Below are 25,707 nucleotides of genomic sequence, written 5' to 3'. Positions count from 1 at the left end.
TTCTCCTCTCAGGCTACCAACACGCCCCGCCGCATAATGATTGTTGAATGTATTTGTAATCCTTATACAGAGCAATCAGTTTTGAACAGAATTTAACACTAGTTTTACATTTGATTTGAAGGCAATCACACTTCTGCATATTAATTGCAGGCCGCTATCCGCGCAGCATACCGCTTGATTTACCCGACTATTCATGAGTGGCAAAAAACGCCCCAGCCATAAGGGAAAGATTGCACTACAGCACGCTTTGCTCTCATTGTTAAATTTTATTCAATAATTGACGCGCTTACGATGAATGAAATTTAAGCGGATGTTATTCTCTACACTCTGTTGCTATTCTCAGCTTATCGGATATTTAGAAAGTCTAAAAAACTGCAGGAGAGCAATTATGTCAGAGAAAGAACTCATTACTGAATTTCTGCTGGCGGCAGAACAAGGTAATACCGATGGATTAAAATCCTGTCTGGCAAAAAATGTGGATATTAATGCCACGAACCGCCAGGGACGTACCGCCATTATTATTGCCAGCCTGAATAAGCATTATGACTGTGTTTCTTTATTGATTGCCGCCGGTGCCGATATTAATAAACAGGACCAAACCTGTTTTAATCCTTTCCTGATTAGCTGCCTGACTAACGATTTAACGCTGCTGCGTACCGTATTACCTGCTAACCCCGACCTTAACTGCCTGAGTCGTTTTGGCGGCGTAGGCATTACGCCAGCCAGTGAAAAAGGTCATGTGGAGATCGTGCGCGAGCTGCTGCTGCGTACCGATATCAATGTCAACCATACCAACTTCGTGGGCTGGACGCCGCTTCTGGAAGCCATTGTGCTTAATGATGGCGGCGCGAAGCAGCAAGAGATCGTCAAGCTGCTACTTGACCATGGCGCAAACCCACATATGACGGATAAATACGGTAAAACCCCGCTGGAACTGGCGCGGGAGAAAGGTTATCACGAAATTGCCGAGCTGCTGATTGCCGCCGGAGCCTGACAGAGGAGCGCCGCTATCGCTACGCCATCACGGCGATGCGTACAGGCGCTAACCGCAGATAGCGCGTTTCTCGCTTTCCGGGGGACGGGGCAAGTTGAACAGGTTTTTTCCCGCGCGGTGAACCTGTTGATACCTGACCAGCAGCGACTGTTGACGTTGCTGAGTGAAGGTTGTGATAACGCGCCTAATAGCTGTCGGCTGGCGCTGACGCATTGCGCGAACCTGTTTCTCCCCGGTGAGCAGGTCAGATTTACCGAGTCGGGGATAGCCGTTGGCAAAGATAAATGGATAGAGACCTCTGGTTGCCTGCCGTGGCGCATACCACAGTGGGCGCCAGATGCAGTCACCCTCGCCGCAGTCCGCTGGCAGCGCTGGGAAGAGGTAATCCGCCAACAGTTAAGCAGCGACGACACATTATTTTTGTATCAGGGGGACAACCCGTTTTATCAGGAAATCACCCGTCAATTACTCAACCGCCGACAAACACTAATAGCGGCGCTATATACGGGAGTAAATATTTCAACAGCGGCCAGCCATTTAATTGGTCTGGGAATTGGCCTGACGCCATCATCCGATGATTATTTAGTGGGCTTAAGTGCCATTTTATTAATTCCAGGACATCCGCTGGAGAAATATCGTGGAGATTTTTTAGCAGCATTACAATGCGCCGGAAATAATACGACGCTACTTAGCAAAATAACGCTCGAAGAAGCTTTGCATCAACGTTATCGGGAAAGCGTCGTGCGGCTGCTGCAGCATATTATTACTGAGCAACAACCCGTTTCTACGCAATATATTACTGACATTAAAAATATCGGCTCAAGTTCTGGCTGCGACATGCTGTATGGCATGGCGGATGCCTGCGCCCTGAGCCACAGGTCCGGAGGGAATTATGTCGATCAGGATAGTTGTTAAAAAGAACACGTATTTTGATTCCGTTTCACTGATGTCTATCTCCACACGCGCCAATAAGCTCGATGGCGTTGAGCAGGCATTCGTGGCGATGGCTACGGAAATGAACAAGGGCGTGCTGAAGAATCTCGGCCTGCTGACGCCTGAACTGGAAGAGGCGAAAAGTGGCGACCTGATGATTGTCATTAAAGGCGCCAGCGAGGCGGCGAACGACCAGACATTGGTCGCAATTGAAGATCTGTTTACGCATAAAGAGCAGGGCGGCCAGCATGAAGCGCGCTATGCCACGCTCGCCAGCGCGAAAAAGCATGTTCCTGACAGCAATCTGGCGGTGATCTCGGTCAACGGTTTGTTTGCGGCGCGTGAAGCGCGTCAGGCGCTGCAAAATAACCTCAATGTGATGCTGTTCTCTGACAACGTTTCTCTTGAGGATGAACTGGCGCTAAAACAGCTGGCGCACGAAAAGGGGCTGTTGATGATGGGGCCAGACTGCGGAACCGCCATTATTAACGGCGCGGCGCTGTGCTTTGGCAACGCGGTACGTCGCGGCAACATTGGGATTGTGGGCGCATCCGGCACTGGCAGCCAGGAACTGAGCGTGCGCATTCATGAATTTGGCGGCGGGATTTCCCAACTGATTGGCACCGGTGGTCGCGATCTGAGTGAGAAGATTGGCGGCCTGATGATGCTTGATGCGATTGGCATGCTGGAAGCCGATCCGCAAACCGAAATCATTGCGCTTATCTCTAAACCTCCTGCCCCAGCGGTGGCGCGCAAGGTGCTGGAGCGTGCGCGCGCCTGCCAAAAGCCAGTCGTGGTGTGCTTCCTCGGACGCGAAGCCGCGCCTGCGGATGAACAAGGTCTGCAGTTTGCACGCGGTACCAAAGAAGCGGCGCTGAAAGCGGTGCTGCTGACCGGCGTGAAAAAAGAGAGCCTGGACCTGCATCCGCTCAACTGGCCGCTGATTGAAGAGGTCCGCGCCCGCCTGACCCCACAGCAAAAGTACATCCGTGGCTTATTCTGCGGCGGCACGTTGTGTGATGAGGCGATGTTTGCCGCCATGGAAAAACACGCGCAGGTTTACAGCAACATTCACCCCGATCCGGCGTTCCGCCTGAAAGATCTCAACCGCAGCGTGGCGCATACCTTCCTTGATTTCGGTGATGACGATTTTACCAACGGTAAACCACACCCGATGATCGATCCCACCAACCGTATCAGTCGTCTGCTGCAGGAGGCGCGCGATCCTGAAGTGGGCGTGATCGTGATGGATTTCGTGCTTGGATTTGGATCGCATGAAGATCCGGTCGGGGTGATGTTGGACGCGATCGTTGAAGCCAAAGCGATCGCCGCCGCAGAGGGGCGTCCTCTGGAAATCCTCGGCTATGTACTGGGAACCGATCTCGATACGCCGTCGCTGGAAAAACAGTGCCAGATGCTGACCGATGCCGGGGTTATCTGGGCGAGCAGTAGTACCAACACCGGATTGCTGGCGCGTGAATTTATCTGTAAAGGGGAGGAAGCCTGATGAGCCAGACACTGTTTAACCAGCCGCTGAACGTGATTAACGTCGGCATCGCGATGTTCAGCGATGACCTGAAAAAGCAGAACGTACCGGTAACCCAGCTTGACTGGACGCCGCCGGGCCAGGGCAACATGCAGGTGGTCGCGGCGCTGGACGACATTGCTGATTCGCCGCTGGCGGACAAAATCGCGGCCGCTAACCAGCAGGCGCTGGAGCGCATCATCCAGTCGCATCCGGTGCTGATTGGTTATGACCAGGCCATCAACGTGGTGCCGGGCATGACCCGCAACACCATTTTGCACGCCGGCCCGCCGATCCGCTGGGAAAAAATGTGCGGCGCGATGAAGGGCGCGGTAACCGGGGCGCTGGTGTTTGAAGGGCTGGCGAAAGATCTGGATGAAGCCGCCGAACTGGCCGCCTCGGGGGAGATCATCTTCTCTCCGTGCCACGAGCATGACTGTGTTGGCTCGATGGCGGGTGTGACGTCAGCGTCGATGTTTATGCACATCGTGGAGAACAAAACCTACGGCAACCGCGCATATACCAATATGAGCGAGCAGATGGCGAAGATCCTGCGCATGGGGGCGAACGATCAGAGCGTTATCGATCGCCTGAACTGGATGCGCGATGTGATGGGACCGATGCTGCGTGATGCCATGAAACTGGCGGGCGAAATCGATCTGCGTCTGATGCTGGCGCAGGCGTTGCACATGGGCGATGAATGCCATAACCGTAACAACGCCGGGACGGCGCTACTGATTCAGGCGCTAACGCCGTGGATCATCCAGACCGGTTATCCGGTTGAGCAGCAGCGCGAGGTATTCGAGTTCGTCCTCAGCAGTGATTACTTCTCCGGGCCGACCTGGATGGCGATGTGTAAAGCCGCGATGGACGCAGCACACGGCATTGAATACAGCACCGTGGTCACGACGATGGCGCGTAACGGCGTCGAGTTCGGTCTGCGCGTCAGCGGGTTGCCGGGGCAATGGTTTACCGGTCCGGCGCAGCAGGTAATTGGCCCAATGTTCGCGGGCTATAAGCCGGAAGATTCCGGGCGCGATATTGGCGATAGCGCGATTACCGAAACCTATGGCATTGGCGGTTTTGCCATGGCGACGGCGCCTGCCATTGTGGCGCTGGTCGGCGGTACGGTCGAGGAGGCGGTCGATTTCTCTCGCCAGATGTGCGAAATCACCCTCGGTGAAAACCCCAACGTTACCATTCCGCTGCTCGGTTTTATGGGCGTACCGACTGCTATCGACATTACGCGCGTGGGCAGCACCGGCATTTTGCCAGTGATCAACACCGCCATTGCGCACAAAGATGCGGGGATCGGCATGATCGGCGCCGGAATCGTTCACCCGCCGTTCGCCTGTTTTGAAAAGGCGATCCTCAACTGGCGTGACCGCTACTGCTAATAACAACAACCGGGGCTAACGGCGTTAGCCCCACAGTAGCAAAGCGCAAAACGTTGCTTACCTGCAGGGCTGGGCGATCTCCGCGATCGCAAACGATGCTTAACCTGTTAAGGATATTCCATGAACAGCATAAAACTAGAATGGAAACGTGGTGACTGGGCGGCTTACTTTGGGCTGATGACCAACAACCTGACGAACCTGCTGACAATGATGGGGCTGCTCATTTTTGTCGTCGGGATCCCAACCGAAATAGTCTATGGCCGCATTGCGCCTGCCTTTGGCCTGGCGGTGCTGGTGGCCAGCGTCTGCTACGCCTGGTTTGGCCTGCAAATGGCAAAACACACCGGACGTAATGACGTAACGGCGCTGCCGTCCGGGCCGAGCGCACCGTCGATCTTTACCGTGACCTTCCTGGTGCTGATGCCGGTTTATCAGCAAACCAAAGATGCCAACTTCGCCATCCAGATTGCGCTGGTATGGTGCTTTGTGGAAGCGTTAATCCTGGTGGGCGGCTCCTTCCTGGGCGAGACCATCCGCAAGATGATCCCACGAACGGTACTGCTCTCTTGTTTATCCGGCCTGGGCCTGCTGCTGTTGGCGATGAACCCAATGCTGCAGGCATTTGAAGCGCCAACCGTTTCTTTCATCGTCTTGCTGCTGATCTTTATTAACTGGTTCGGTAAGAAGCCGATTTTTGCCCGCATTCCTACCGGTTTGCTGCTGCTGATTGCCGGGACGGCCCTGGCGTGGATCTCAGGTTTGCAAAGCCCGGAAGCGATTAAAGCGTCGATGTCTTCTTTTGGCTTTAACCCGCCGGAAATTCATGTCGACAGCTTCCTGCAAGGGCTACCGCACGCGCTACCGTATCTGGCGTCTGCGGTGCCTCTGGGTCTGGCGAACTACATTTTTGACCTCGAAAATATAGAAAGCGCGCACGCCGCAGGCGATGAGTACAACACCCGTAAGGTCATGATGGCGAACGGTTTTGCCTCCATGCTCGGTTGCATGCTGGGCAACCCGTTCCCGGTGACCGTGTATGTCGGCCATGCAGGCTGGAAGGCGATGGGCGCCAGCATTGGTTACACCCTCGCTTCAGGCATTACCATGTTCCTGGTACCGCTGTTTGGTCTGGGGGCGTTTATGCTCGCCATTATTCCGATGACCGCGATAGTGCCGATTTTGGTGTTTATCGGCGTGGTGACCGCCAACCAGGTGGTGCGAGAAACGCCCAAAGTCGAGGTTCCCGTTATCTTCATCTGTCTGTTCCCGTGGATCGCTAACTGGGCGCTAACCATCGTTAATAGCGTGATGGGCGCGGCTGGTACGTCAGCCGGTAAGCTCGGTAGCGACCTGCTGCACAGCAAAGGCGTCTATTACGACGGGCTGGTGCATCTGGGAAGCGGCGCGCCGCTGGCCAGCATGCTGTGGGGCTGTGTCGCCATCTTCGCCATTATGAATAAGCCACTGCGTGGGGCGATTGCCGCCGCCTTTGGCGCACTGCTGTCGCTGTTTGGTGTGATCCACTCCCCGGCGGTCGGCTTTGCAGAGGGCAGCTCAATGATGTTTGTGCTGGCCTACCTGATGATGAGCGGCATGTTTGTCCTCAAGCATGTGCTCGACAGCCGTGAAGCGGTGACTGCGCCTGAGCAGCAACCGACAAAATCCACCTGAATCGCCTGCAAGCGGAAGATGACACTATGAAAGAACTTGTGGTCGTTGCCATTGGCGGCAACAGCATTATCAAAAATAACGCCAGCCAGTCGATTGCGCACCAGGCTGAAGCGGTGAAAGCGGTGGCGGATACGGTGCTGGAGATGCTGGCATCGGACTACAACATTGTGCTGACGCACGGTAACGGACCGCAGGTGGGGCTGGATCTGCGACGGGCGGAAATCGCGCATGAGCGTGAAGGTTTGCCGTTGACCCCGTTGGCAAACTGTGTCGCCGATACCCAGGGCGGCATCGGTTATCTGATCCAACAAGCGCTGAACAATCGTCTGGCGCGGCGCGGCGAGCAGAAAGCGGTCACCGTGGTGACCCAGGTGGAGGTCGACAAAAACGATCCGGGCTTCGCGAATCCAACCAAACCTATCGGCGCATTCTTTAACGCAGCCCAGCGCGATGAACTGCTGCGGGTCAATCCCGGCTGGCGCTTTGTGGAGGATTCCGGGCGCGGCTACCGTCGGGTGGTCGCTTCGCCAGAGCCGAAGCGCATCGTCGAAGCGGAGGCGATTAAGGCGCTAACCCGGCAAGGCTTTGTGGTGATTGGCGCGGGCGGCGGCGGGATCCCGGTGGTGCGTGGTGAGCAAGGTGATTACCAGAGCGTGGACGCGGTGATTGACAAAGATCTTTCCACAGCGCTGCTGGCTCAGGAGATTCACGCCGACATTCTGGTGATCACCACCGGCGTTGAGAAAGTGTGTATTCACTTTGGCAAACCTGAGCAGCAGGCGCTGGATACGGTGGATGTCGCCACGATGACCCGCTACATGCAGGAAGGACATTTCCCGCCGGGCAGCATGCTACCCAAAATCGTTGCCAGCCTGACATTCCTGGCACGCGGCGGTAAGCGAGTGATCATCACCACGCCGGAATGTCTGCCCGCCGCACTCCGCGGCGAAACGGGTACCCACATTGTCCATTCCTGAGAGGAGATACGAATGAAAGAAAGTAACAGCCGCCGCGAATTTTTAAGCCAGAGCGGAAAAATGGTGACCGCTGCCGCGCTGTTTGGCGCGGTGGCCCCGGTCGCGTATGCTGCTAATCCTGTCGGGAACACCTGCGGGTCGAAGAGCACAATGACGATTAACGATAAACACTATTACCTGGACAACGTTCTGCTGGAAGCCGGGTTCGGGTACGAAAATTCGGTGGCAGTCCATACCCGTACCGCGCTGCAAACCATCGAAATCCAGGACGGGAAAATCGTTGCGTTGCGCGAGAATAAGCAGCATCCGGATGCGACACTGCCGCACTACGATGCGGGCGGCAAGCTGATGCTGCCCGCTATGCGCGACATGCACATCCACCTGGATAAAACCTTTTATGGCGGTCCGTGGCGCTCACTGAACCGTCCGGCTGGCACCACTATTCAGGATATGATCCGCCTGGAGCAAAAGCTGCTGCCTGAACTCCAGACTTACACCCAGGAGCGCGCGGAAAAGCTTATCGATTTGCTGCAATCCAAAGGTACCTCGATCGCCCGCAGCCATTGCAACATCGAACCGGTTTCCGGGCTGAAAAACCTGGAAAACTTGCAGGCGGTGTTGGCGCGTCGTCAGCCGGGTTTTGCCTGTGAAATCGTGGCATTTCCGCAGCATGGCCTGCTGTTATCAAAATCTGAACCGCTGATGCGTGAAGCGATGCAAGCGGGGGCGCATTACGTTGGCGGTCTGGACCCAACCAGCGTGGACGGGGCGATGGAAAAATCCCTCGACACTATGTTCCAGATTGCGCTGGATTACGATAAAGGCGTGGATATTCATCTGCACGAAACCAGCCCGGCGGGCGTGGCGGCGGTGAATTACATGGTGGAAACGGTAGAGAAAACGCCGCAGTTGAAGGGCAAACTGACCATCAGCCACGCTTTCGCGCTGGCAACGCTGAACGAACAGCAGGTTGACGCGCTGGCGACTCGTATGGCGGCTCAGCAGATTACCATTGCCTCGACGGTGCCGATTGGCACGCTGCATATGCCACTCAAACAACTGCGTGACAAAGGCGTGGAGGTGATTACCGGGACCGACAGCGTGATTGACCACTGGTCGCCGTACGGGCTGGGAGACATGCTGGAGAAGGCGAATCTGTACGCGCAGCTCTATATTCGCCCCAACGAGCTTAACCTGTCGCGCGCGCTGTTTCTTGCCACCGGCGATGTGCTGCCGCTAAACGATAAAGGTGAACGCGTGTGGCCGAAAGCGCAGGATGAAGCCAGCTTTGTGCTGGTGGATGCCTCCTGTTCGGCAGAAGCGGTTGCCCGCATCTCCCCCCGCACCGCGACCTTCCATAAAGGACAACTGGTGTGGGGGAATGTCGCAAGCTAGTCTGGATTTACGCGCAGCGGCAACTGCTGCTGCGCACTCTGCTCGTTAACCGACGATCCCCATATAGCCGTGAATGCCCATATATAAGCCGACCATCGCAATGAGCGCACTGGAAAAATAAGGCGCTTTGCGTGCCAGCGTATTAAATCCACTCCAGCGTTTGGCCGCCTGCTGTACGCTGATTGCTGCGCCCACACCCACCGTCACCAGCGTCAACGCCAGTCCTAGGCTGAAGCACAGCACCATAGTCGCGCCCAGCGTGAAGGCTTTGAGCTGGATGCATATCAGCAGCACCGTAATGGCGGCTGGGCAAGGGATAAGCCCGCCGGTCAGGCCGAACAGTAATATTTGGCCGTTGGTGACCTCTTTGCCCGCAAAGCGGCGCTGAATATCAGTGGCATGCGCCCGTTCGTGGGCATCCTGATACTCTTTTGAACCCTCGCTCAGCCCTGCCAGCGCGGCATGGTCATGATCGTGTTCGTGGTGATGATGGTGATGATCATCATCGTGGTCATGATGGTGGTGGCGATGATGATGATCGTCATGATCATGGTGATGCTCGTGATGCGTCCGGGCCAGCCAGTTCTGCTCTCCCTGCCAGGTGCGCCAGAACATCCAGAATGCAGTGCCGAGAATAATAATCGCCGAGACAAACTGCAGCCAGGGCTCAACGGCCTGGGCGGTAAACGCTTTACTGATATACATCCCGCCCAGTGCTATCAACCACACCACGGCGGTATGCGAGAGTGTAGCCGCCAGCCCCAGCATCACCGCCTGTTTGATGGTGCCTTTAATGGCAATAATAAAGGCCGCCATCATCGTTTTCGAATGTCCCGGTTCCAGACCGTGTAACACACCCAATAAAATCGCGCTGGGAATGAAAAACCAGGCATTACCTTGCTGAAGAAGTGTAGAAAACTCACCCATGAGAATGATTCTTAGTTGTTTAATTTTGCCCGATTCTACTCCCCCCCAGTATTAAATACTACCCCCCAGTAGAATGTCGATGGTATTGTCGCTACGGCAAGACGTTAAAAAGGTAAAGCTATGTCACATACGATCCGCGACAAACAAAAGCTGAAAGCCCGAACCAGCAAGATTCAGGGGCAGGTAGCGGCGTTGAAAACCATGCTGGATGAACCGCATGAATGCGCGGCAGTATTGCAGCAAATCGCGGCGATCCGCGGTGCGGTAAACGGGTTAATGCGTGAGGTGATTAAGGGGCATCTGACCGAGCACATCGTGCATCAGGGCGATGAAATAAAGCGCGAAGAAGATTTGGATGTGGTCCTGAAAGTACTGGATTCGTATATCAAATAAGTCAGTTGAACGGCTCATCCACGTTCAATACCGTCAAGTTAAGCATGTAGGGTGAATATGTGATTCTTGCTCAGGGTTCCGTTCACCTCAGCAGTGTCATTTATCTGAAGCATCGATACCCGTGAACGTGTAAAGGGCGTTCTTCGCCACGCCCTTTACAATCCCGCCGGGAGCCTGGGTTGCAAGGGAGGCGGCGGTGAGCCTCCCTTGCACGTTCACAGGAATCGGTACTTCAGAGAAACAATGAACATGAGGTGAACGGAACCCTTTCTCTGAGATAGCATGTTCATTACTTCCGCTAACACAGGTTGATACTTTCTGAAACTGAGTCGTTAAATGAGCGGCATCGCACCCAATTTCAGGAGAATGAGCCGTTAACTATACGTTCTAGCCAAAAAACATCACAGATACACACAGCAACCCGACAATCAGAGTGATCAGATTACCCACTGAACGGTACGGCTTTAACGCCGGAATCAGATAAGTGGAGAGAGTCGGCATGATAAACAAAATCATGGCGATGAGTGGCCCGCTAATGGCGTAAATCATTGAAATCGCATTAGGATTAATGCAGCAGACGATAAACGTAATGGCCGAAACTAACATAATGGACAGGGCGCGGTTAAAAGCCCGGCTTTTCTTCACGCCCACCTGATGCAGCGACGTTTTTACCACTTCTGTTGCCCCTTCAATCACGCCAAAGTAGGTGCCAAGGAACGATTTTGACATCGCCACAACGGCGACAATAATCCCGGAAATCGACAGCCATGCCGGTGCGTTTGGCATCATCGATAACGCTGACAGAATGGTCACGCCTTCATTTTTCGCGTCTTCGATATAGTTTGTTGGAATCGAAAGCAAACAGCTGAAGACGAAAAACAGTACGCTCAGGCAGATGATGACGTAGGCGACCTTCATGATTTTTTTGCATTTACCCATGGCCTGCTCGCCGTATTTCTCACGTCGGTCAATGGCGAACGTTGAGATAATTGGCGTATGGCTAAAAGCGAAAACCATCACGGGAATAGAGATCCAAACCTGATGAAGCGTGTGCTGATCGAAAGACATCTGGCCGGTGAGCAGCGTTGGCTGCCAGCTTCCGGTCAGGTAGAGCGAAAGGAACAAAAAGTACGCGATGAGCGGGAATACCAGAAAGCCCATAACCCGAATGGTGGCTTGTCGGCCCATCAGAAAAATCAGGTTCAGTACCAGCACCACGCCGAGACTCACCAGCACGCGAACACGCAAATCGATGGCGATATGTTTTGCCAGCTGTTCGGTGAGTGAATTGGTTATCGCCACGGCGTAGATCAGCACGACGACAAAGAAGGCAATAAAATAGAGAGTGGTGATCAGGTTACCGATCTTCTTGCCGTAGTAATGGGTGACTGCACCGGTGATGCCTTCGCCTGCTGACGTTTTTGACGACAGGATAAACTGGCACAGCGCCTTGTGTGGCCAGTAGGTTAAAGGCCAGGCCACGAGGGCGGTGATAAACAGCACCACCGCGCCTGCAGAACCCAGCTGTATGGGGAGGAAGAGGGTTCCTGCGCCGACGGCAGTCCCATATAGTGCGAAGCTCCAGAGAGTCTCTTCTTTTGACCAAATTTTCGACATTATTTGAACGTATCAACTATAAAATAAACAAAAAGAAGCGCAATTTACCACAAATGAGAGGAGCTGGGGGAAGTGTGAACAAGCGGGCTGGTGAATGGATGAATAGCCGGAATCAAGATAATTCCGACTATTTATTGAATTATCAGGCAGTAACGCGCTGCTGGCGGCGCTTCATCATGCGCTCGCGTAATGTGTCATACGCCCAGTTATAGAACATGGTGTACGGCAGGAAGAACAGGAAGAAACCTATTTCCAACGTGAATGCCTGAAGCAGACTGACGTTCAGCACGAACGCCACGATACTCACCCCGATCACAATAAAACCGCTCTCGAAGCCTAAGGCGTGAAAGGCGCGAACTTTAGCCGTACGTTTTACCCGATGCGACGGCCATAAGCGGTCAAACAGGGCGTTATAAATGATATTCCAGATCATCGCCGTGGTAGCCAGAATAATGGTCAGTCCGCCCATTTCCAGCACCGAACGCTGCATCAGCCACGCGGTAGTCGGCGCAAGGATCGCGGTGGCAATGCCTTCAAAACAAACGGCATGAAAAATTCGCTCTACTAACGAGCGGCGCTGGACTGTATCGTGTTGCATAACCTCAAACCTTCTTTGATGCCCGGATAACGGAATGGTGGCAATTTTATCGTTTTATGTGATATCTAAAAGATAGTATCCATCGATAAAGTAGATAGTTCATGCGTTACTCTCCTGAAGCGTTAACGGCATTTGTAGAGACCGTTTCCTGCGGCTCATTTTCTGCGGCGGCCCGACGGCTGCGTAAAAGCCAGTCCACTATCAGTACGGCAATTGCGCATCTGGAAGCCGATCTCGGTTTTGCGTTGTTTGACCGATCCTCCCGTCAGCCAACGCTGACCGAAGAAGGTAAACGGGTGCTGGGCTATGTGCAGGCAATTTTGACGGCCAGCGAACGTCTCGATGAGGCGGCAATCTCGCTGTCGGGTGAGACGGAGGCGCGCCTGACCTTCGTGCTTTCGGACACGCTGCACCCGGATGTGCTGGAAGAACTGATGGTGCAGTTTGACCGCAAGTTTCCGCATACCGAGTTTGAATGTCTGATTGGTGAAGATGAAGACGTGATCGATCTGTTGCAAAAAGGGCGCGCGCAGGTCGGATTGATTGAGGCAAGAGAGGATTACCCGACCGACATGGGCGTGACGCGGCTGCCGATGCAATCCTGGATGGGGTTGTACGTTGCGGACTCGCATCCGCTGGCGAGTCAGGAAAAACTACAATGGGAACAACTCCACACCTGGCGCGAACTGCGCCTGAATACCTACCTGGAAAGCGGTACTAACGTGGCGCGCGGACCGGTCTGGTCAGCGCCTAACTATTTGTTGTTGCTGAGTATGGCGGTTCAGGGATTCGGTTGGTGCGCGCTCCCTTGTGCGCTGGTGGAGGAGTTTGCCGCGGAAAAACCGCTGGTTCAGCTACAGGTGTCCGGCTGGCCAAAGGCTATCTCTATCGATCTGTTGTGGAATAAGAAATCACCGCCTGGCGTGGCGGGAAGTTGGCTGCGCGACCATTTACAGCAGAGTGGCGTTCAGATGACCAATAAATGATACGAAATTCCTTTGTGATAAAAATCACCATTTTTAAACAACTTTGATAACTACTTTTAACAATCATCTACTATTGCGGTGTTATTTTGCGCTGAGGTCGTGATGAAAGAGGTTGTGATAGTCGGGGCGTTAAGGACACCGATCGGCTGCTTCCAGGGAACACTGGCGCGCCACTCTGCCGTTGAGTTAGGCAGCATGGTGGTCAGAGCGTTGCTGGAACGCACGGGCGTGGATGTTCACGCCGTGGATGAAGTGATCCTCGGGCAGGTGCTTACCGCAGGTGCCGGGCAGAACCCGGCCCGTCAGTCCGCCATCAATGGTGGGCTACCTAATACCGTTTCCGCCATCACCATTAACGATGTTTGCGGTTCGGGGCTGAAAGCGCTGCATCTGGCAACCCAGGCTATCCAGTGCGGTGAAGCTGACATTGTAATTGCCGGCGGGCAGGAGAATATGAGCCGTGCGCCGCATGTCCTTACCGATAGCCGCACTGGCGCACAACTGGGGAACAGTCAACTGGTCGACAGCCTGGTGCATGACGGTCTGTGGGATGCTTTCAACGATTATCATATGGGCGTCACTGCGGAAAACCTGGCGCGGGAATATGGCATTAGCCGTGAATTACAGGATGCCTACGCGCTGCACTCGCAACACAAGGCTCGGATGGCTATCGACGCCGGACGCTTTAAAGATGAAATCGTGCCGGTGGTGACCCAGCGTAATGGCCAATCATTCGTAGTGGATACCGATGAGCAACCGCGTACCGATGCCAGTGCGGAAGGGTTGGCGCGTCTGGATCCTACCTTCGACCGGCTCGGTTCGGTCACCGCGGGGAACGCCTCATCCATCAACGATGGCGCCGCCGCGGTGATGATGATGAGCGAGGCCAAGGCGCAGGAGCTGAATTTGCCGGTGCTGGCCCGCATTCGCGCGTTCGCCAGCGTCGGGGTCGATCCCGCACTGATGGGGATTGCGCCAGTGTATGCTACGCGCCGCTGCCTTGAGCGTGTGGGCTGGCAACTGGCTGATGTTGATCTGATCGAAGCCAACGAAGCGTTCGCCGCGCAGGCATTGTCCGTTGGGAAAATGCTGGAGTGGGATGAGCGGCGGGTAAATGTGAACGGCGGCGCTATTGCGCTTGGCCATCCGATTGGCGCATCGGGTTGTCGTATTCTGGTTTCGCTGGTGCATGAAATGGTGAAACGTCGGGCGCACAAAGGGCTGGCAACGCTGTGTATCGGCGGCGGTCAAGGGGTGGCGCTCGCTATCGAACGAGACTAACGATCTTAGATTTCCCATCTTAAACGCCTTTTTTGTGTGTTACCCCGGCATCCATAAAAAAGCCCTCCAACAGGAGGGCAAGGCCAGTTACAGAAACATACACTCTAAACGCCGTCAATATATCAAAACATTGTTTCATTTCATGTGATTGACTGCGCACTTTGTCAGCAAAGGTGTACAAACATCGTATATGCCCGGCTGTATTTTCAATGTCTTATCCCTGCCACTCATGATTATCTCCTTTGCGTTTTATCTATCTAATTGTTTTAAATGATTTTATTTGAAGTGCTCCCGCGATTTATTTGCCGAGCGTGATCGCAATTACACTTTTGATAATAAGATGCGGAAAAAGTGAAACAACGTTTCATTTGCAATTGAAAACCCTATCCGGGAGGGCTATCATGAGCGCATTAGATAAAACGGAACAGCGTTTTGCTATTCGTTAAAGTATTCACGGTCAATTTATCACTGGAGGTAAATGTGGACGTAAGACAAAGCATCCATAGTGCGCATGCAAAAACCCTCGACACTCAGGGGCTGCGTAATGAGTTTTTGGTCGAAGAAGTATTTGTCGCAGATGAATACACCATGGTTTACAGCCACATCGACCGTATTATTGTCGGCGGTATTATGCCTGTGGCCAAAACCGTCTCTGTGGGTGGCGAAGTCGGTAAACAACTGGGCGTAACCTATTTTCTCGAACGCCGTGAGCTGGGTGTGATTAACATCGGTGGTCCGGGCACGATTACCGTTGACGGTCAGTGCTATGAAATTGGTCATCGTGATGCGCTGTACGTCGGCAAAGGGGCAAAAGAAGTGGTGTTTGCCAGCGTTGATACGGCGAAACCGGCGAAGTTTTACTACAACTGCGCGCCGGCCCACACGACTTATCCAACCAAAAAAGTCACGCCTGCTGACGTTGCGCCAGTGACGCTGGGCGACAACCTCACCAGTAACCGTCGTACCATCAACAAATATTTTGTGCCGGATGTGCTGGAAACCTGCCAGTTGAGCATGGGCCTGACTGAACTGGCGCCGGGCAACCTGTGGAACACCATGCCGTGCCATACCCATGAACGCCGTATGGAAGTCTACTTCTACTTCAACATGGAAGAAGATACCTGCGTCTTCCACATGATGGGACAGCCCCAGGAAACGCGTCATATTGTGATGCACAACGAGCAGGCGGTGATTTCGCCGAGCTGGTCTATTCACTCAGGCGTTGGCACAAAAGCTTATACGTTCATTTGGGGCATGGTTGGTGAAAACCAGGTCTTTGATGATATGGACCATGTCGCCGTCAAAGATCTGCGCTAGTTGCGGGCGACAGCCGTGCCTGCCTGCGGCGGGCATTATAAAAAATTAAGGATTTACAATGATTTTGAATGCATTCTCTCTTGAAGGTAAAGTCGCCGTTGTGACCGGTTGCGACACCGGCCTGGGTCAGGGTATGGCGCTGGGGCTGGCGGAAGCGGGTTGCGATATTGTCGGTATCAACATTGTTGAACCGACGGAAACCATCGAACGTGTGACCGCACTGGGCCGCCGTTTCTTGAGTCTGACCGCCGACCTGCGCCAAATTGATGGTATTCCAGCGCTGCTGGAGCGCGCAGTGGCAGAATTCGGCCATATCGATATTCTGGTCAACAATGCGGGCCTTATCCGTCGTGACGATGCGATCGACTTCAGCGAAAAAGACTGGGATGACGTGATGAACCTGAACATTAAGAGCGTATTCTTTATGTCTCAGGCCGCGGCGAAGCACTTTATCGCTCAGGGTAACGGCGGCAAAATTATCAATATCGCCTCTATGCTCTCTTTCCAGGGCGGTATCCGCGTTCCGTCTTACACCGCGTCTAAAAGCGGCGTAATGGGCGTCACCCGTCTGATGGCGAACGAGTGGGCAAAACATAACATCAACGTCAACGCGATTGCGCCGGGTTATATGGCGACCAACAACACTCAGCAACTGCGTGCTGATGAGCAGCGTAGCGCAGAAATCCTCGATCGTATTCCGGCAGGACGTTGGGGACTGCCGAGCGACCTGATGGGGCCTGTCGTGTTCCTGGCGTCCAGCGCGTCTGACTATATTAACGGCTATACCGTTGCGGTAGACGGCGGCTGGCTGGCACGTTAATACATTTTCTGAACAACAAACCCTGTCATCTGGCAGGGTTTTTTTTGGTTTTAAGTTATTTTAATCCATATTCTGTCTATAAATTAATCCATACATAATTATATATGTATGAATTTGTAATGCTTAATCCTCTTTAATATCAATAAATTAAATTTAATTGAGTGGTTGCCGATAAATTTTAAAATTGGAATATCCATCACATAACGAGGTGGTGTAGCTATTTCATCCATGTTTTTGCCGTTTCCCGCCTGACGCTCCATGTAAGGGATCCCTTACTTTCAGGGACATGGTTTACTCTGTATCTGGCAGGAAAAAAATGGTCTCAATAAATAATGATGCTGCTTTAGCGCCGCGCCCTGTGCGCGATACGCGACGTATGAATATGTTTGTCTCTATCTCTGCGGCTGTCGCAGGATTGTTATTCGGCCTGGATATTGGCGTGATAGCGGGCGCGCTGCCTTTCATCACCGATCATTTTGTCCTGACCAGCCGCCTGCAGGAGTGGGTGGTGAGCAGCATGATGCTGGGTGCGGCAATTGGCGCACTATTTAATGGTTGGCTGTCATTCCGCCTGGGACGTAAATACAGCCTGATGGCGGGCGCGATCCTTTTTGTCGTCGGATCTCTGGGATCGGCGTTTGCGTCCAGCGTTGAAATGCTTATTTTTGCCCGCGTGGTGCTGGGCGTTGCGGTGGGTATCGCGTCTTACACCGCGCCGCTCTATCTTTCCGAAATGGCCAGTGAGAATGTGCGCGGTAAGATGATCAGTATGTACCAGTTGATGGTTACGCTGGGTATTGTGCTGGCCTTTTTATCTGATACGGCATTTAGCTACAGCGGTAACTGGCGCGCCATGTTGGGGGTGCTGGCGCTCCCGGCGGTTTTACTGATTATCCTGGTGGTTTTCCTGCCGAACAGTCCGCGCTGGCTGGCGGAAAAAGGTCGCCACATCGAAGCCGAAGAAGTATTGCGAATGCTGCGCGATACGTCAGAAAAAGCCCGCGATGAGCTGAACGAAATCCGTGAAAGCCTGAAGCTGAAGCAGGGCGGATGGGCGCTGTTTAAAATTAACCGTAACGTGCGTCGTGCGGTTTTCCTCGGAATGTTGTTGCAGGCGATGCAGCAGTTCACCGGGATGAACATCATTATGTATTACGCGCCGCGCATTTTTAAAATGGCGGGTTTTACCACCACCGAACAGCAGATGATTGCCACGCTGGTGGTTGGCTTAACGTTCATGTTCGCGACATTTATTGCCGTCTTTACGGTTGATAAAGCCGGACGCAAACCGGCGCTGAAAATTGGTTTCAGCGTGATGGCCATTGGGACGCTGGTACTCGGCTATTGCCTGATGCAGTTTGATAACGGCACGGCTTCCAGTGGTCTATCCTGGCTGTCAGTCGGTATGACCATGATGTGCATTGCAGGTTACGCGATGAGCGCCGCGCCGGTAGTGTGGATCCTGTGTTCGGAAATTCAGCCGCTGAAATGCCGCGATTTTGGTATCACCTGCTCGACCACCACCAATTGGGTGTCGAACATGATCATTGGCGCCACGTTCCTGACGCTGCTCGACAGCATCGGCGCGGCGGGTACATTCTGGCTGTATACCGCGTTGAACGTCGCTTTTATCGGTATTACATTCTGGCTTATCCCGGAAACCAAAAACGTCACGCTGGAACACATCGAGCGCAAGCTGATGTCGGGTGAGAAGCTAAGAAATATTGGGGTGTAAGTGAGCAGAGAGCCCGATAGATCAACTCATTATCGGGCTCCCATTGCTACCTGTTTCAATGTGGAGAGGCCTGCCTGGCGAGGATGTCCTTAGCAGACAGCCCGGTTATCTTTAGTATAATTTCATGACTAATACCATTCGCTAACATCATCTGGGCAATGCGTAACGCCTCTTGTTGTTTGGCTTCCTGTTGCAATACTTCCGCGATAGTCATCAGACGTTCCTTTTGCTGTGGTACCCGATAGGCAACCTCACGGATAAATTTATCAACGTGAGGCGTATTTCCAAACTGCATCATGTAATTAAATAGCGTTTTGAGCTGGCTGTCATTAGCGTATCCCGTAGCCAGCAACGAGACCAGTTGTTCCACTAATCCCATTAAATCACGCTTGCGGATATGTTTTTGCATCAATTCCAGCAGTGCTATACGGCGATGTTGCATAATTTCGTCATCGGGTATTACGGTGATATCTACCAGCGGAAATGTTGCTGAGTATAACTGTCGTGCCAATGCGGGATCGTCAAACTCATCCAGCCAGCAGAGTGAAAAGGGGTAGGGGCTGAGAGCGCCATGATAAAACAGCATCGGTATCACCAAAGGTAATGTTTTATGGCCAGCATCCAGATGGCGTTGCATTGCAGCCATGGCGTAGCGCATTAGCCGAAATGCCATGTGAGCGTCTGGCGAACTCTGATGCTCAATAACAACATAGATATATCCAACGCCTTCGTTTGTTTTTAATGACCACAGCACGTCGGAGTAGCTGGCTCGCAGGCTATCCTCAATAAAACTGCCTGATTCCAGTTTTAGTGTTTGCAGATCACATAGCTCCCGCAAGGTTGATGGAAGATAGATATCCAGAAAATCTCTTGCGGTATCGGGATGGTACAAGAACTGTTTGAAGACCGCGTCATGTGGAGTGGCCGTTGTCATTTTTGTCATGGCGATCCGTCACCGTTAATTAAGTTAACGTGACTGTAATCGCCCACATGGCGGGGCGCATCCCGGAATTAACGCTTATGCGAGCTGGTATCGAAGGAAAATACCCTACCTTGTAACGTATGCATTTTTAGGGAACTGAGTACGCATTTTAGCGTGTTCTCAGACCGGTCAGTAGCATGGTTTGAGAACAGCGAAATTACCCGTGCAGAAAATCGTCGCGCATCGGAGTGAACGTATCGAGTAATGTTCCTGCTTTTAAGCAGACGCAGCCATGCATAATGTTGGGCTGTTTATACAGGGTGTCACCTGCGGAAACGACATGCTTTTCTTCCCCAATAGTAAATTCAAACTCACCGGATAAAACGTAAGTCAGCTGTTCATGCGGGTGGTTGTGCAGCGGACCAATCGCGCCCTGCTCGAAGTTCACCTCAACCGCCATCATTTTACCGTCGTGAGCAAGAATGCGACGGGTAACGCCATTGCCCAGATCTTCAAGCGTGGTCTCTTTATGAAAAATAAACATCCGACATTCCTGTAAGTTAGTGAAACGGTGTTTTATTAAATTTATATCAGCAAAGTATAAAAAGAAATGCACACCAACAGATGTGGAAAGTTGATCACATCTTTGGTTCACTGAAGAGATAACAACAAATGAGGGGAAGCGATGAAAACGATCGGTCTGTTAGGCGGTATGAGCTGGGAATCCACCATTCCTTATTATCGACTCATTAATGAAGGGGTAAAACAGCGTCTGGGTGGCCTGCATTCGGCACAGATTCTGTTGCACAGCGTAGATTTTCATGAGATTGAAGCCTGTCAGTCCAGCGGCGACTGGCAGCGGGCCGGGCAGATCCTCGCGCAGGCCGCCAGAGGGCTACAGGAGGCGGGAGCTGAGGGCATCGTGTTGTGTACCAACACGATGCACAAGGTTGCTGATGCGATTGCAACCGCCTGTGATGTACCGTTCCTGCATATTGCTGATGCCACTGGTCGCGCCATACAAAAGCAGCAGATGAGCAACGTGGCGCTGCTGGGTACGCGCTACACCATGGAGCAGGATTTTTACCGTGGGCGCTTACAGGCTGAATTTGGCATTAGTACGCTTATCCCTGACGCTAACGACCGGCAAAAAATAAACCAGATTATTTTCGATGAGCTGTGCCTCGGCGAATTCAATGAAACGTCCCGCGATTATTACCTCAGTGTGATTGCTCAGCTGGCTAAGCAGGGCGCGCAAGGGGTAATTTTTGGCTGTACCGAGATTGGTCTGCTGGTGCCAGCCGAGCTAAGCCCACTACCGGTTTTCGACACTGCGGCTATCCATGCGCAAGATGCGGTGGAGTTTATGCTTTCGTCTGTCGATGCAAAATAGCGTTCAGCGGATCGATTAGCTTCGGCAGATGGGCTTGCAGATGCGCGGTAAAAGCATCTACCAGCGCCGAGGCGGGGCGATGAAGCGGGTGAATCAGGCTGACCGTAAACGGTACCGAAATACTGAAGCGGCGAATAACGATCCCGCTACTGGCGTAATCCAGCGCCGTTAATGGATTGACCACCGAGATCCCTACGCCCGCCCGCACCATGGCACAAATTGAAGCGGCGCTATGGGTTTCTATTACCATGCGGCGTTTCACCTGATGCTCATTAAACAAGGTATCCAGAAGCTGACGGTAGCTGTCGGTCCGCGACAGGCTGATGTAGTTTTCGCCCTGAAAATCCTGCGGTGTGAGCACGGATTTCTCGGCCAGCGGATGTTCCTGTGGCAGCACGCATACTTCATCCAGCGCCAGCAATTCTGTACGTTTAGTGCCGGCGGGAGTATGCAGAGTTTCTGTGATGCCCAGATCGTGGCGTTGCGCCGACAGCCACTCTTCCAGCAATGGTGACTCCTGCGGCACTATCTGAATATTGACCTGCGGGTAGCGTGTGAGGAACGGCTCCAGCAGCGGCGGTAAAAAAGATTGTGAGAATACCGGCAGGCAGACAATCGATAATTCGCCCTGACGAAATTCGCGCAGGCTTTCAGCGGCGCTCACAATCCTGTCCAGACCATACCAGGAACGTTGCACCTCTTCAAACAGACGTAACCCTTGCACGGTCGGATGCAGCCTGCCACGCGAACGTTCGAACAGCGTTAATCCCAGCACTTTCTCGAATCGGGCCAGTTCCCGACTGACGGTCGGCTGCGAGGTATGTAGCATCCGCGCGGCTTCCGTCAGATTGCCTGCGGTCATGATGGCGTGAAAAATTTCAATATGGCGCAGGTTAACGGCGGGCATGGCGAATCCTCGAATGATGTAATCCATATCATTTTTGCATAGACTCACGATAAAACGATATTTTTTATTCTTTTCGGGCTGTGGCGTAATCATGCAAAAGCCAATACCGGAGCACACCATGCCACGCCCACTCAACAGCACTGATACCGATCTCACCGCCGACAACCTGCTACGCCTGCCCGCTGAATTTGGCTGCCCGGTGTGGGTGTATGATGCGCAGATTATCCGCGCGCAGATTGCCAAACTGAGCCAGTTTGACGTGGTGCGTTTTGCCCAGAAGGCATGCTCAAATATTCATATTCTGCGCCTGATGCGCGAGCAGGGTGTGAAGGTCGATTCCGTCTCGCTGGGCGAAATTGAACGCGCGCTGGCGGCGGGTTTTGAGCCGGGAAAAGATGAGATTGTCTTTACCGCCGATATGATCGATGGCGCGACGCTCGCCCGGGTGCATGAATTGAGCATTCCGGTAAATGCCGGTTCAGTGGATATGCTGGAGCAACTGGGTCAGCTTTCGCCGGGCCATCGCGTGTGGCTACGCGTCAACCCTGGCTTTGGTCATGGACATAGTCAGAAAACCAACACCGGCGGCGAGAACAGCAAACACGGTATCTGGTACAGCGATCTACCGGCGGCGCTGGAAGTGATCCAGCGCTATCAGTTGAAGCTGGTTGGCATTCATATGCATATCGGATCCGGCGTCGACTACGGCCATCTGGAACAGGTATGCGGCGCGATGGTGCGTCAGGTTGTCGAGTTTGGTCAGGATCTGGAGGCGATCTCCGCGGGCGGCGGGCTGTCGATCCCATATCGTGAGGGCGAAGAGGCGATCAACACCGATCATTATTTTGGGTTATGGAACTCCGCGCGCGATCAAATTGCGCGTCATCTGGGTCACGCTGTTAAATTGGAGATCGAACCGGGCCGTTTTCTGGTGGCGGAATCCGGCGTGCTGGTGGCGCAGGTGCGCAGCGTAAAAGCGATGGGCAGCCGCCACTTTGTGCTGATTGACGCAGGCTTCAACGATTTGATGCGCCCGGCGATGTACGGTAGCTATCATCATATCTCTGCACTGGCGGGGGATGGCCGTTCTCTGGAGCAAGCCGCGCAAATAGAAACCGTAGTAGCCGGGCCGCTGTGTGAGTCCGGCGACGTCTTTACCCAGCAGGAAGGCGGAAATGTGGAAACCCGTCTACTGCCAGCGGTGGTGCCGGGGGATTATCTGGTGCTGCATGATACCGGGGCGTACGGCGCGTCAATGTCGTCAAACTACAATAGCCGCCCGCTGCTGCCGGAGGTGTTGTTTGATCACGGCGTGGCGCGACTGATCCGTCGTCGTCAGACTATTGATGAGCTACTGGCGCTGGAATTAATCTGAATACAGCGTTGTGAAAAGCCGGATAAGCGTAGCGCCATCCGGCATCTGATTACTTAAAGTACGGCCCCGTTGTCACCGATTCCCGCAACACCAGTTTGCCGGTAAACGGTGGGATCGGCTCTACGCTCTCACCGTTGGCCAGACGGATAGCCTGGTCAATTGCCGTTGTTATCATGGCGTCAATCGGCAGATAGACGGTAGAGAGTCCCGGCTCCAGCCATTTAGCGCTGGGCGCATCGTCAAAACCAAAGAGCGAGACGTCCGTCGGGATCTTCAGGCCAGCCTGATGCAACGCTTTTGATGCACCTAATGCCATGTCATCGTTACAGGCGAAGAGAGCGCTGAATGTCACCCCTTCCTCCAGCAGCTCACGACAGGCTTCATAGCCACGCGTCATCGTTGAATCGCCGTATTTAACCTTGCCGGGGTCCCAGGGAATACCGTTTTTTTCCAGCGCTTTACGATATCCCATCAAACGTGATTTACCGGTAGGGGTATGGCCCGGCACGGTGATGCAGGCAATATCGCTATGCCCCTGGGAGATCAGATAATTGACCGCCTGGAACGCGGCTTCTTCCTGTTCAAAGAAAATCGCGCGATCGCGGGCCTGACTGACATCACGGTTAATGACCAGCAACGGCATAGCAATGCTGTTCATCAGTGACATAATCGCCTGCTCACTCATATAACGGGTATAGAGAATAATGGCATCACACTGCCTGTCGGCCAGCATTTGCACGGCTTCCTGTTCACGCTCCGGCGTGTCGTGACCGTCGGTGACGATCAACTGCTTACCGTGAGATTCCGTCTGGCGCGAAGCCTGTTGCAGCAGGCGGCCAAAGTAGAATCCATCAAACGTGGAAACCACCAGGCCAATGCTATTGCTGGTACGGTTCGCTAAAGAACGCGCTAAAAAATTGGGTCGATAATCAAGTGCCTGCATGGCCTTAAACACTTTCTGGCGCGTGCTCTCTTTTACCTGACCCGTACCATTCAGCACGCGCGAAACGGTCGCTTTTGAGACGCCAGCGTGTCGTGAAACGTCCAACATCGTGGTCATGACGCTATCCTGGTTAATCGTTTGACGAAGAATTGCCCGGCTCTGTCAGCGTCGAAACGGAATGGCGGCGCACCAGAGTTGGGTTAAATACGTGGGTGATTTCAGGCGCAGGTCGCTTCTCCGCCAGCGCAAGCGCCAGTTCAGCGGCCTGGGTCGCCATCGTCACTATCGGATAGCGTACCGTGGTCAAACGTGGACGCACATAGCGGGAAACCAGCACATCATCGAAGCCGATCAGGGAAATTTCGCCTGGTACATCAATGCCGTTATCATTTAACACGCCCATCGCGCCAGCCGCCATTGAGTCGTTATAGCAGGCTACAGCCGTGAAGTTTTTACCACGGCCAAGCAACTCGGTCATGGCCTGCTCACCGCCGCTCTCATCCGGCTCGCCAAAGGTCACCAGCCGATCGTTAATCGGTATATTGCTCTCCGTCAGCGCATCGTAATAGCCTTGCAGGCGATCCTCCGCATCTGAAATGGTGTGATTGGAGCACAGATAACCGATACGCGTATGGCCCTGCTGAATAAGGTGTCGGGTAGCCAACCACGCGCCGAAGCGGTCATCGAGGGCAACGCAGCGTTGTTCGAATCCTGGCAGAATTCGGTTGATTAATACCATGCCGGGGATTTGCTTCATTAATGAAGCCAGATCTGCATCCGGGATGATTTTGGCGTGGACAACAAGCGCAGCGCAGCGGTGGCGAATAAGCTGTTCAATCGCCTGACGTTCCTTCTGTTCATTATGGTAGCCGTTGCCGATCAGTAAAAAATTACCGGTGTTATAGGCCACCTGCTCGACAGCTTTAACCATTGCCCCAAAAAATGGATCTGACACATCACCAACCACCAGTCCGACGGTTTCGGTAGATTGTTGCGCCAGCGCACGCGCGTTGGCGTTGGGGTGGTAGCTGAGTGATTCCATTGCACTCGTTACGGCCAGACGCGATGCTTCGCTGGCTTTGGGGGAATCATTAATCACTCGAGAAACGGTGGCGACTGATACACCAGCTAGTCGGGCTACATCCTTTATGGTCGCCATGATAGTACCTGTTGTGGGTAAACGCTTACATTGTGTCAGTGTTACGGAAAACGGCTGGCTGTTCAAGCAGATTGCCTGTCAGGACGTCGCAAATGTGAGCGCGCGCGAGCGAAGTAAGACAGAAAATAGAAAACGCTAATTTTTACTTACACTTTGCGATGTGCTGTTGCGATTGTTTGCTGGTGAGGGCACTGAGCAGATTGCTAAAGTTGGGATCCCAGAGGTATTGATAGGTGAAATCAACTTTCGGGTTGATCACTAGATTTACACCAGCCTGCGCAGATGCGCAGGTTTTTTTTTGTCTTCGGCCTATCTGTAACAGTAACCGATAATTTACACAACTCGTTGCATTTGGGTTCATTCCTTTGCGTTTTCGCACTGGCGTATCTGGCTGCTGACGACCACAATCAAGATCCCAGAGGTATTGATTGGTGAGATTATT

23 protein-coding genes are annotated in these 25,707 nt (G+C 53.3%); 15 read left to right on the top strand and 8 right to left on the bottom strand.

Annotated features, from left to right (window positions below; all coding sequences use genetic code 11):
• The first annotated feature begins 388 nt into the window (after positions 1-388).
• The 7 genes from FOB24_RS20705 to FOB24_RS20675 all read left to right on the top strand — a co-directional run bounded on the left by FOB24_RS20705 (position 389) and on the right by FOB24_RS20675 (position 8,892).
• Entirely contained in the window at positions 389-994 is a 606-nt protein-coding gene (locus FOB24_RS20705) for an ankyrin repeat domain-containing protein (protein WP_085048781.1), read from the top strand.
• Positions 995-1,120: 126 nt separating this feature from the next.
• The gene (locus tag FOB24_RS20700; protein ID WP_121530029.1) at positions 1,121-1,909 is read left to right on the top strand and encodes a DUF2877 domain-containing protein; all 789 of its coding nucleotides are present in this window, start codon (positions 1,121-1,123) and stop codon (positions 1,907-1,909) included.
• Entirely contained in the window at positions 1,887-3,434 is a 1,548-nt protein-coding gene (fdrA, locus tag FOB24_RS20695; RefSeq protein ID WP_085048783.1) for an acyl-CoA synthetase FdrA, read from the top strand. The genes FOB24_RS20700 and fdrA overlap by 23 nt, the downstream gene beginning before the upstream one ends.
• The gene (locus FOB24_RS20690) at positions 3,434-4,849 is read left to right on the top strand and encodes a YlbE family protein (protein WP_121529519.1); all 1,416 of its coding nucleotides are present in this window, start codon (positions 3,434-3,436) and stop codon (positions 4,847-4,849) included. Before fdrA ends, FOB24_RS20690 begins: the two co-directional genes overlap by 1 nt.
• 120 nt (positions 4,850-4,969) lie before the next feature.
• The gene (locus tag FOB24_RS20685; RefSeq protein WP_038633383.1) at positions 4,970-6,520 is read left to right on the top strand and encodes a hypothetical protein; all 1,551 of its coding nucleotides are present in this window, start codon (positions 4,970-4,972) and stop codon (positions 6,518-6,520) included.
• A gap of 26 nt (positions 6,521-6,546) precedes the next feature.
• Complete coding sequence (locus FOB24_RS20680) at positions 6,547-7,497, top strand: carbamate kinase family protein (protein WP_150345399.1); 951 nt, start codon at positions 6,547-6,549, stop codon at positions 7,495-7,497.
• A gap of 12 nt (positions 7,498-7,509) precedes the next feature.
• Complete coding sequence (locus FOB24_RS20675; protein WP_150345398.1) at positions 7,510-8,892, top strand: amidohydrolase family protein; 1,383 nt, start codon at positions 7,510-7,512, stop codon at positions 8,890-8,892.
• A 45-nt stretch (positions 8,893-8,937) separates the two neighbouring features.
• Here FOB24_RS20675 and FOB24_RS20670 read toward each other — a convergent pair whose 3' ends face one another.
• Positions 8,938-9,819 carry a nickel/cobalt efflux protein RcnA gene (locus tag FOB24_RS20670; protein ID WP_085048787.1) on the bottom strand — a complete coding sequence of 294 codons (882 nt, stop codon included), beginning with the start codon at positions 9,817-9,819 and terminating at the stop codon, positions 8,938-8,940.
• A gap of 120 nt (positions 9,820-9,939) precedes the next feature.
• Between FOB24_RS20670 and rcnR the strand changes: the two genes are divergently transcribed.
• The gene (gene rcnR / locus FOB24_RS20665; RefSeq protein ID WP_003825567.1) at positions 9,940-10,212 is read left to right on the top strand and encodes a Ni(II)/Co(II)-binding transcriptional repressor RcnR; all 273 of its coding nucleotides are present in this window, start codon (positions 9,940-9,942) and stop codon (positions 10,210-10,212) included.
• Positions 10,213-10,599: 387 nt separating this feature from the next.
• On the opposite strand, the gene FOB24_RS20655 is transcribed toward rcnR, so the two are convergent.
• Both FOB24_RS20655 and FOB24_RS20650 read right to left on the bottom strand, forming a co-directional pair.
• Positions 10,600-11,829: an amino acid permease gene (locus FOB24_RS20655; protein WP_038633372.1), complete on the bottom strand. Its 1,230-nt coding sequence runs from the start codon at positions 11,827-11,829 to the stop codon at positions 10,600-10,602.
• 142 nt (positions 11,830-11,971) lie between these two features.
• The gene (locus FOB24_RS20650) at positions 11,972-12,427 is read right to left on the bottom strand and encodes a multidrug/biocide efflux PACE transporter (RefSeq protein ID WP_038633369.1); all 456 of its coding nucleotides are present in this window, start codon (positions 12,425-12,427) and stop codon (positions 11,972-11,974) included.
• A gap of 101 nt (positions 12,428-12,528) precedes the next feature.
• Here FOB24_RS20650 and FOB24_RS20645 point away from each other — a divergent pair, with 101 nt between their 5' ends.
• The 5 genes from FOB24_RS20645 to araE all read left to right on the top strand — a co-directional run bounded on the left by FOB24_RS20645 (position 12,529) and on the right by araE (position 18,566).
• Entirely contained in the window at positions 12,529-13,413 is an 885-nt protein-coding gene (locus tag FOB24_RS20645) for a LysR family transcriptional regulator (protein WP_121529516.1), read from the top strand.
• A gap of 102 nt (positions 13,414-13,515) precedes the next feature.
• Positions 13,516-14,694 carry an acetyl-CoA C-acetyltransferase gene (locus FOB24_RS20640; RefSeq protein WP_006686936.1) on the top strand — a complete coding sequence of 393 codons (1,179 nt, stop codon included), beginning with the start codon at positions 13,516-13,518 and terminating at the stop codon, positions 14,692-14,694.
• Between the two features lie 480 nt (positions 14,695-15,174).
• Positions 15,175-16,011, top strand: a complete 837-nt coding sequence (gene kduI, locus FOB24_RS20635) for a 5-dehydro-4-deoxy-D-glucuronate isomerase (protein ID WP_042310807.1) — start codon at positions 15,175-15,177, stop codon at positions 16,009-16,011.
• A 58-nt stretch (positions 16,012-16,069) separates the two neighbouring features.
• Positions 16,070-16,831, top strand: coding sequence for a 2-dehydro-3-deoxy-D-gluconate 5-dehydrogenase KduD (gene kduD, locus FOB24_RS20630; protein ID WP_003033923.1), 762 nt, complete (start codon positions 16,070-16,072; stop codon positions 16,829-16,831).
• Positions 16,832-17,147: 316 nt separating this feature from the next.
• Positions 17,148-18,566 (top strand): arabinose-proton symporter AraE, encoded by a 1,419-nt coding sequence (gene araE / locus FOB24_RS20625; protein ID WP_038633360.1) that lies wholly within the window; start codon positions 17,148-17,150, stop codon positions 18,564-18,566.
• Between the two features lie 55 nt (positions 18,567-18,621).
• Here araE and FOB24_RS20620 read toward each other — a convergent pair whose 3' ends face one another.
• Together FOB24_RS20620 and FOB24_RS20615 are read right to left on the bottom strand one after the other, a co-directional pair.
• Entirely contained in the window at positions 18,622-19,509 is an 888-nt protein-coding gene (locus tag FOB24_RS20620; protein ID WP_038633357.1) for an Rpn family recombination-promoting nuclease/putative transposase, read from the bottom strand.
• Between the two features lie 196 nt (positions 19,510-19,705).
• Positions 19,706-20,032 (bottom strand): cupin domain-containing protein, encoded by a 327-nt coding sequence (locus FOB24_RS20615; protein ID WP_038633354.1) that lies wholly within the window; start codon positions 20,030-20,032, stop codon positions 19,706-19,708.
• A 141-nt stretch (positions 20,033-20,173) separates the two neighbouring features.
• Between FOB24_RS20615 and FOB24_RS20610 the strand changes: the two genes are divergently transcribed.
• On the top strand, positions 20,174-20,881 hold the full coding sequence (locus FOB24_RS20610; RefSeq protein WP_150345397.1) for an aspartate/glutamate racemase: 708 nt from the start codon (positions 20,174-20,176) through the stop codon (positions 20,879-20,881).
• Here the strand turns inward: FOB24_RS20610 and FOB24_RS20605 are convergent.
• On the bottom strand, positions 20,853-21,788 hold the full coding sequence (locus tag FOB24_RS20605; protein ID WP_137347586.1) for a LysR family transcriptional regulator: 936 nt from the start codon (positions 21,786-21,788) through the stop codon (positions 20,853-20,855). The genes FOB24_RS20610 and FOB24_RS20605 overlap by 29 nt on opposite strands.
• A gap of 118 nt (positions 21,789-21,906) precedes the next feature.
• Between FOB24_RS20605 and lysA the strand changes: the two genes are divergently transcribed.
• Positions 21,907-23,163, top strand: coding sequence for a diaminopimelate decarboxylase (lysA, locus tag FOB24_RS20600; protein WP_150345591.1), 1,257 nt, complete (start codon positions 21,907-21,909; stop codon positions 23,161-23,163).
• 49 nt (positions 23,164-23,212) lie between these two features.
• Here the strand turns inward: lysA and FOB24_RS20595 are convergent, their stop codons facing one another.
• A complete protein-coding gene (locus tag FOB24_RS20595; RefSeq protein WP_038633346.1) occupies positions 23,213-24,223 on the bottom strand; it encodes a LacI family DNA-binding transcriptional regulator in 1,011 nt (336 codons plus the stop codon).
• 13 nt (positions 24,224-24,236) lie between these two features.
• On the bottom strand, positions 24,237-25,265 hold the full coding sequence (gene galR, locus FOB24_RS20590) for an HTH-type transcriptional regulator GalR (protein WP_038633343.1): 1,029 nt from the start codon (positions 25,263-25,265) through the stop codon (positions 24,237-24,239).
• Positions 25,266-25,707: the final 442 nt, after the last annotated feature.

It is taken from the genome of Citrobacter werkmanii, assembly GCF_008693645.1.
In the GTDB taxonomy this organism is placed as follows: domain Bacteria; phylum Pseudomonadota; class Gammaproteobacteria; order Enterobacterales; family Enterobacteriaceae; genus Citrobacter; species Citrobacter werkmanii.
Note: the sequence above shows the minus strand (reverse complement) of the source record. Positions and strands in the feature narration are given on the sequence as shown.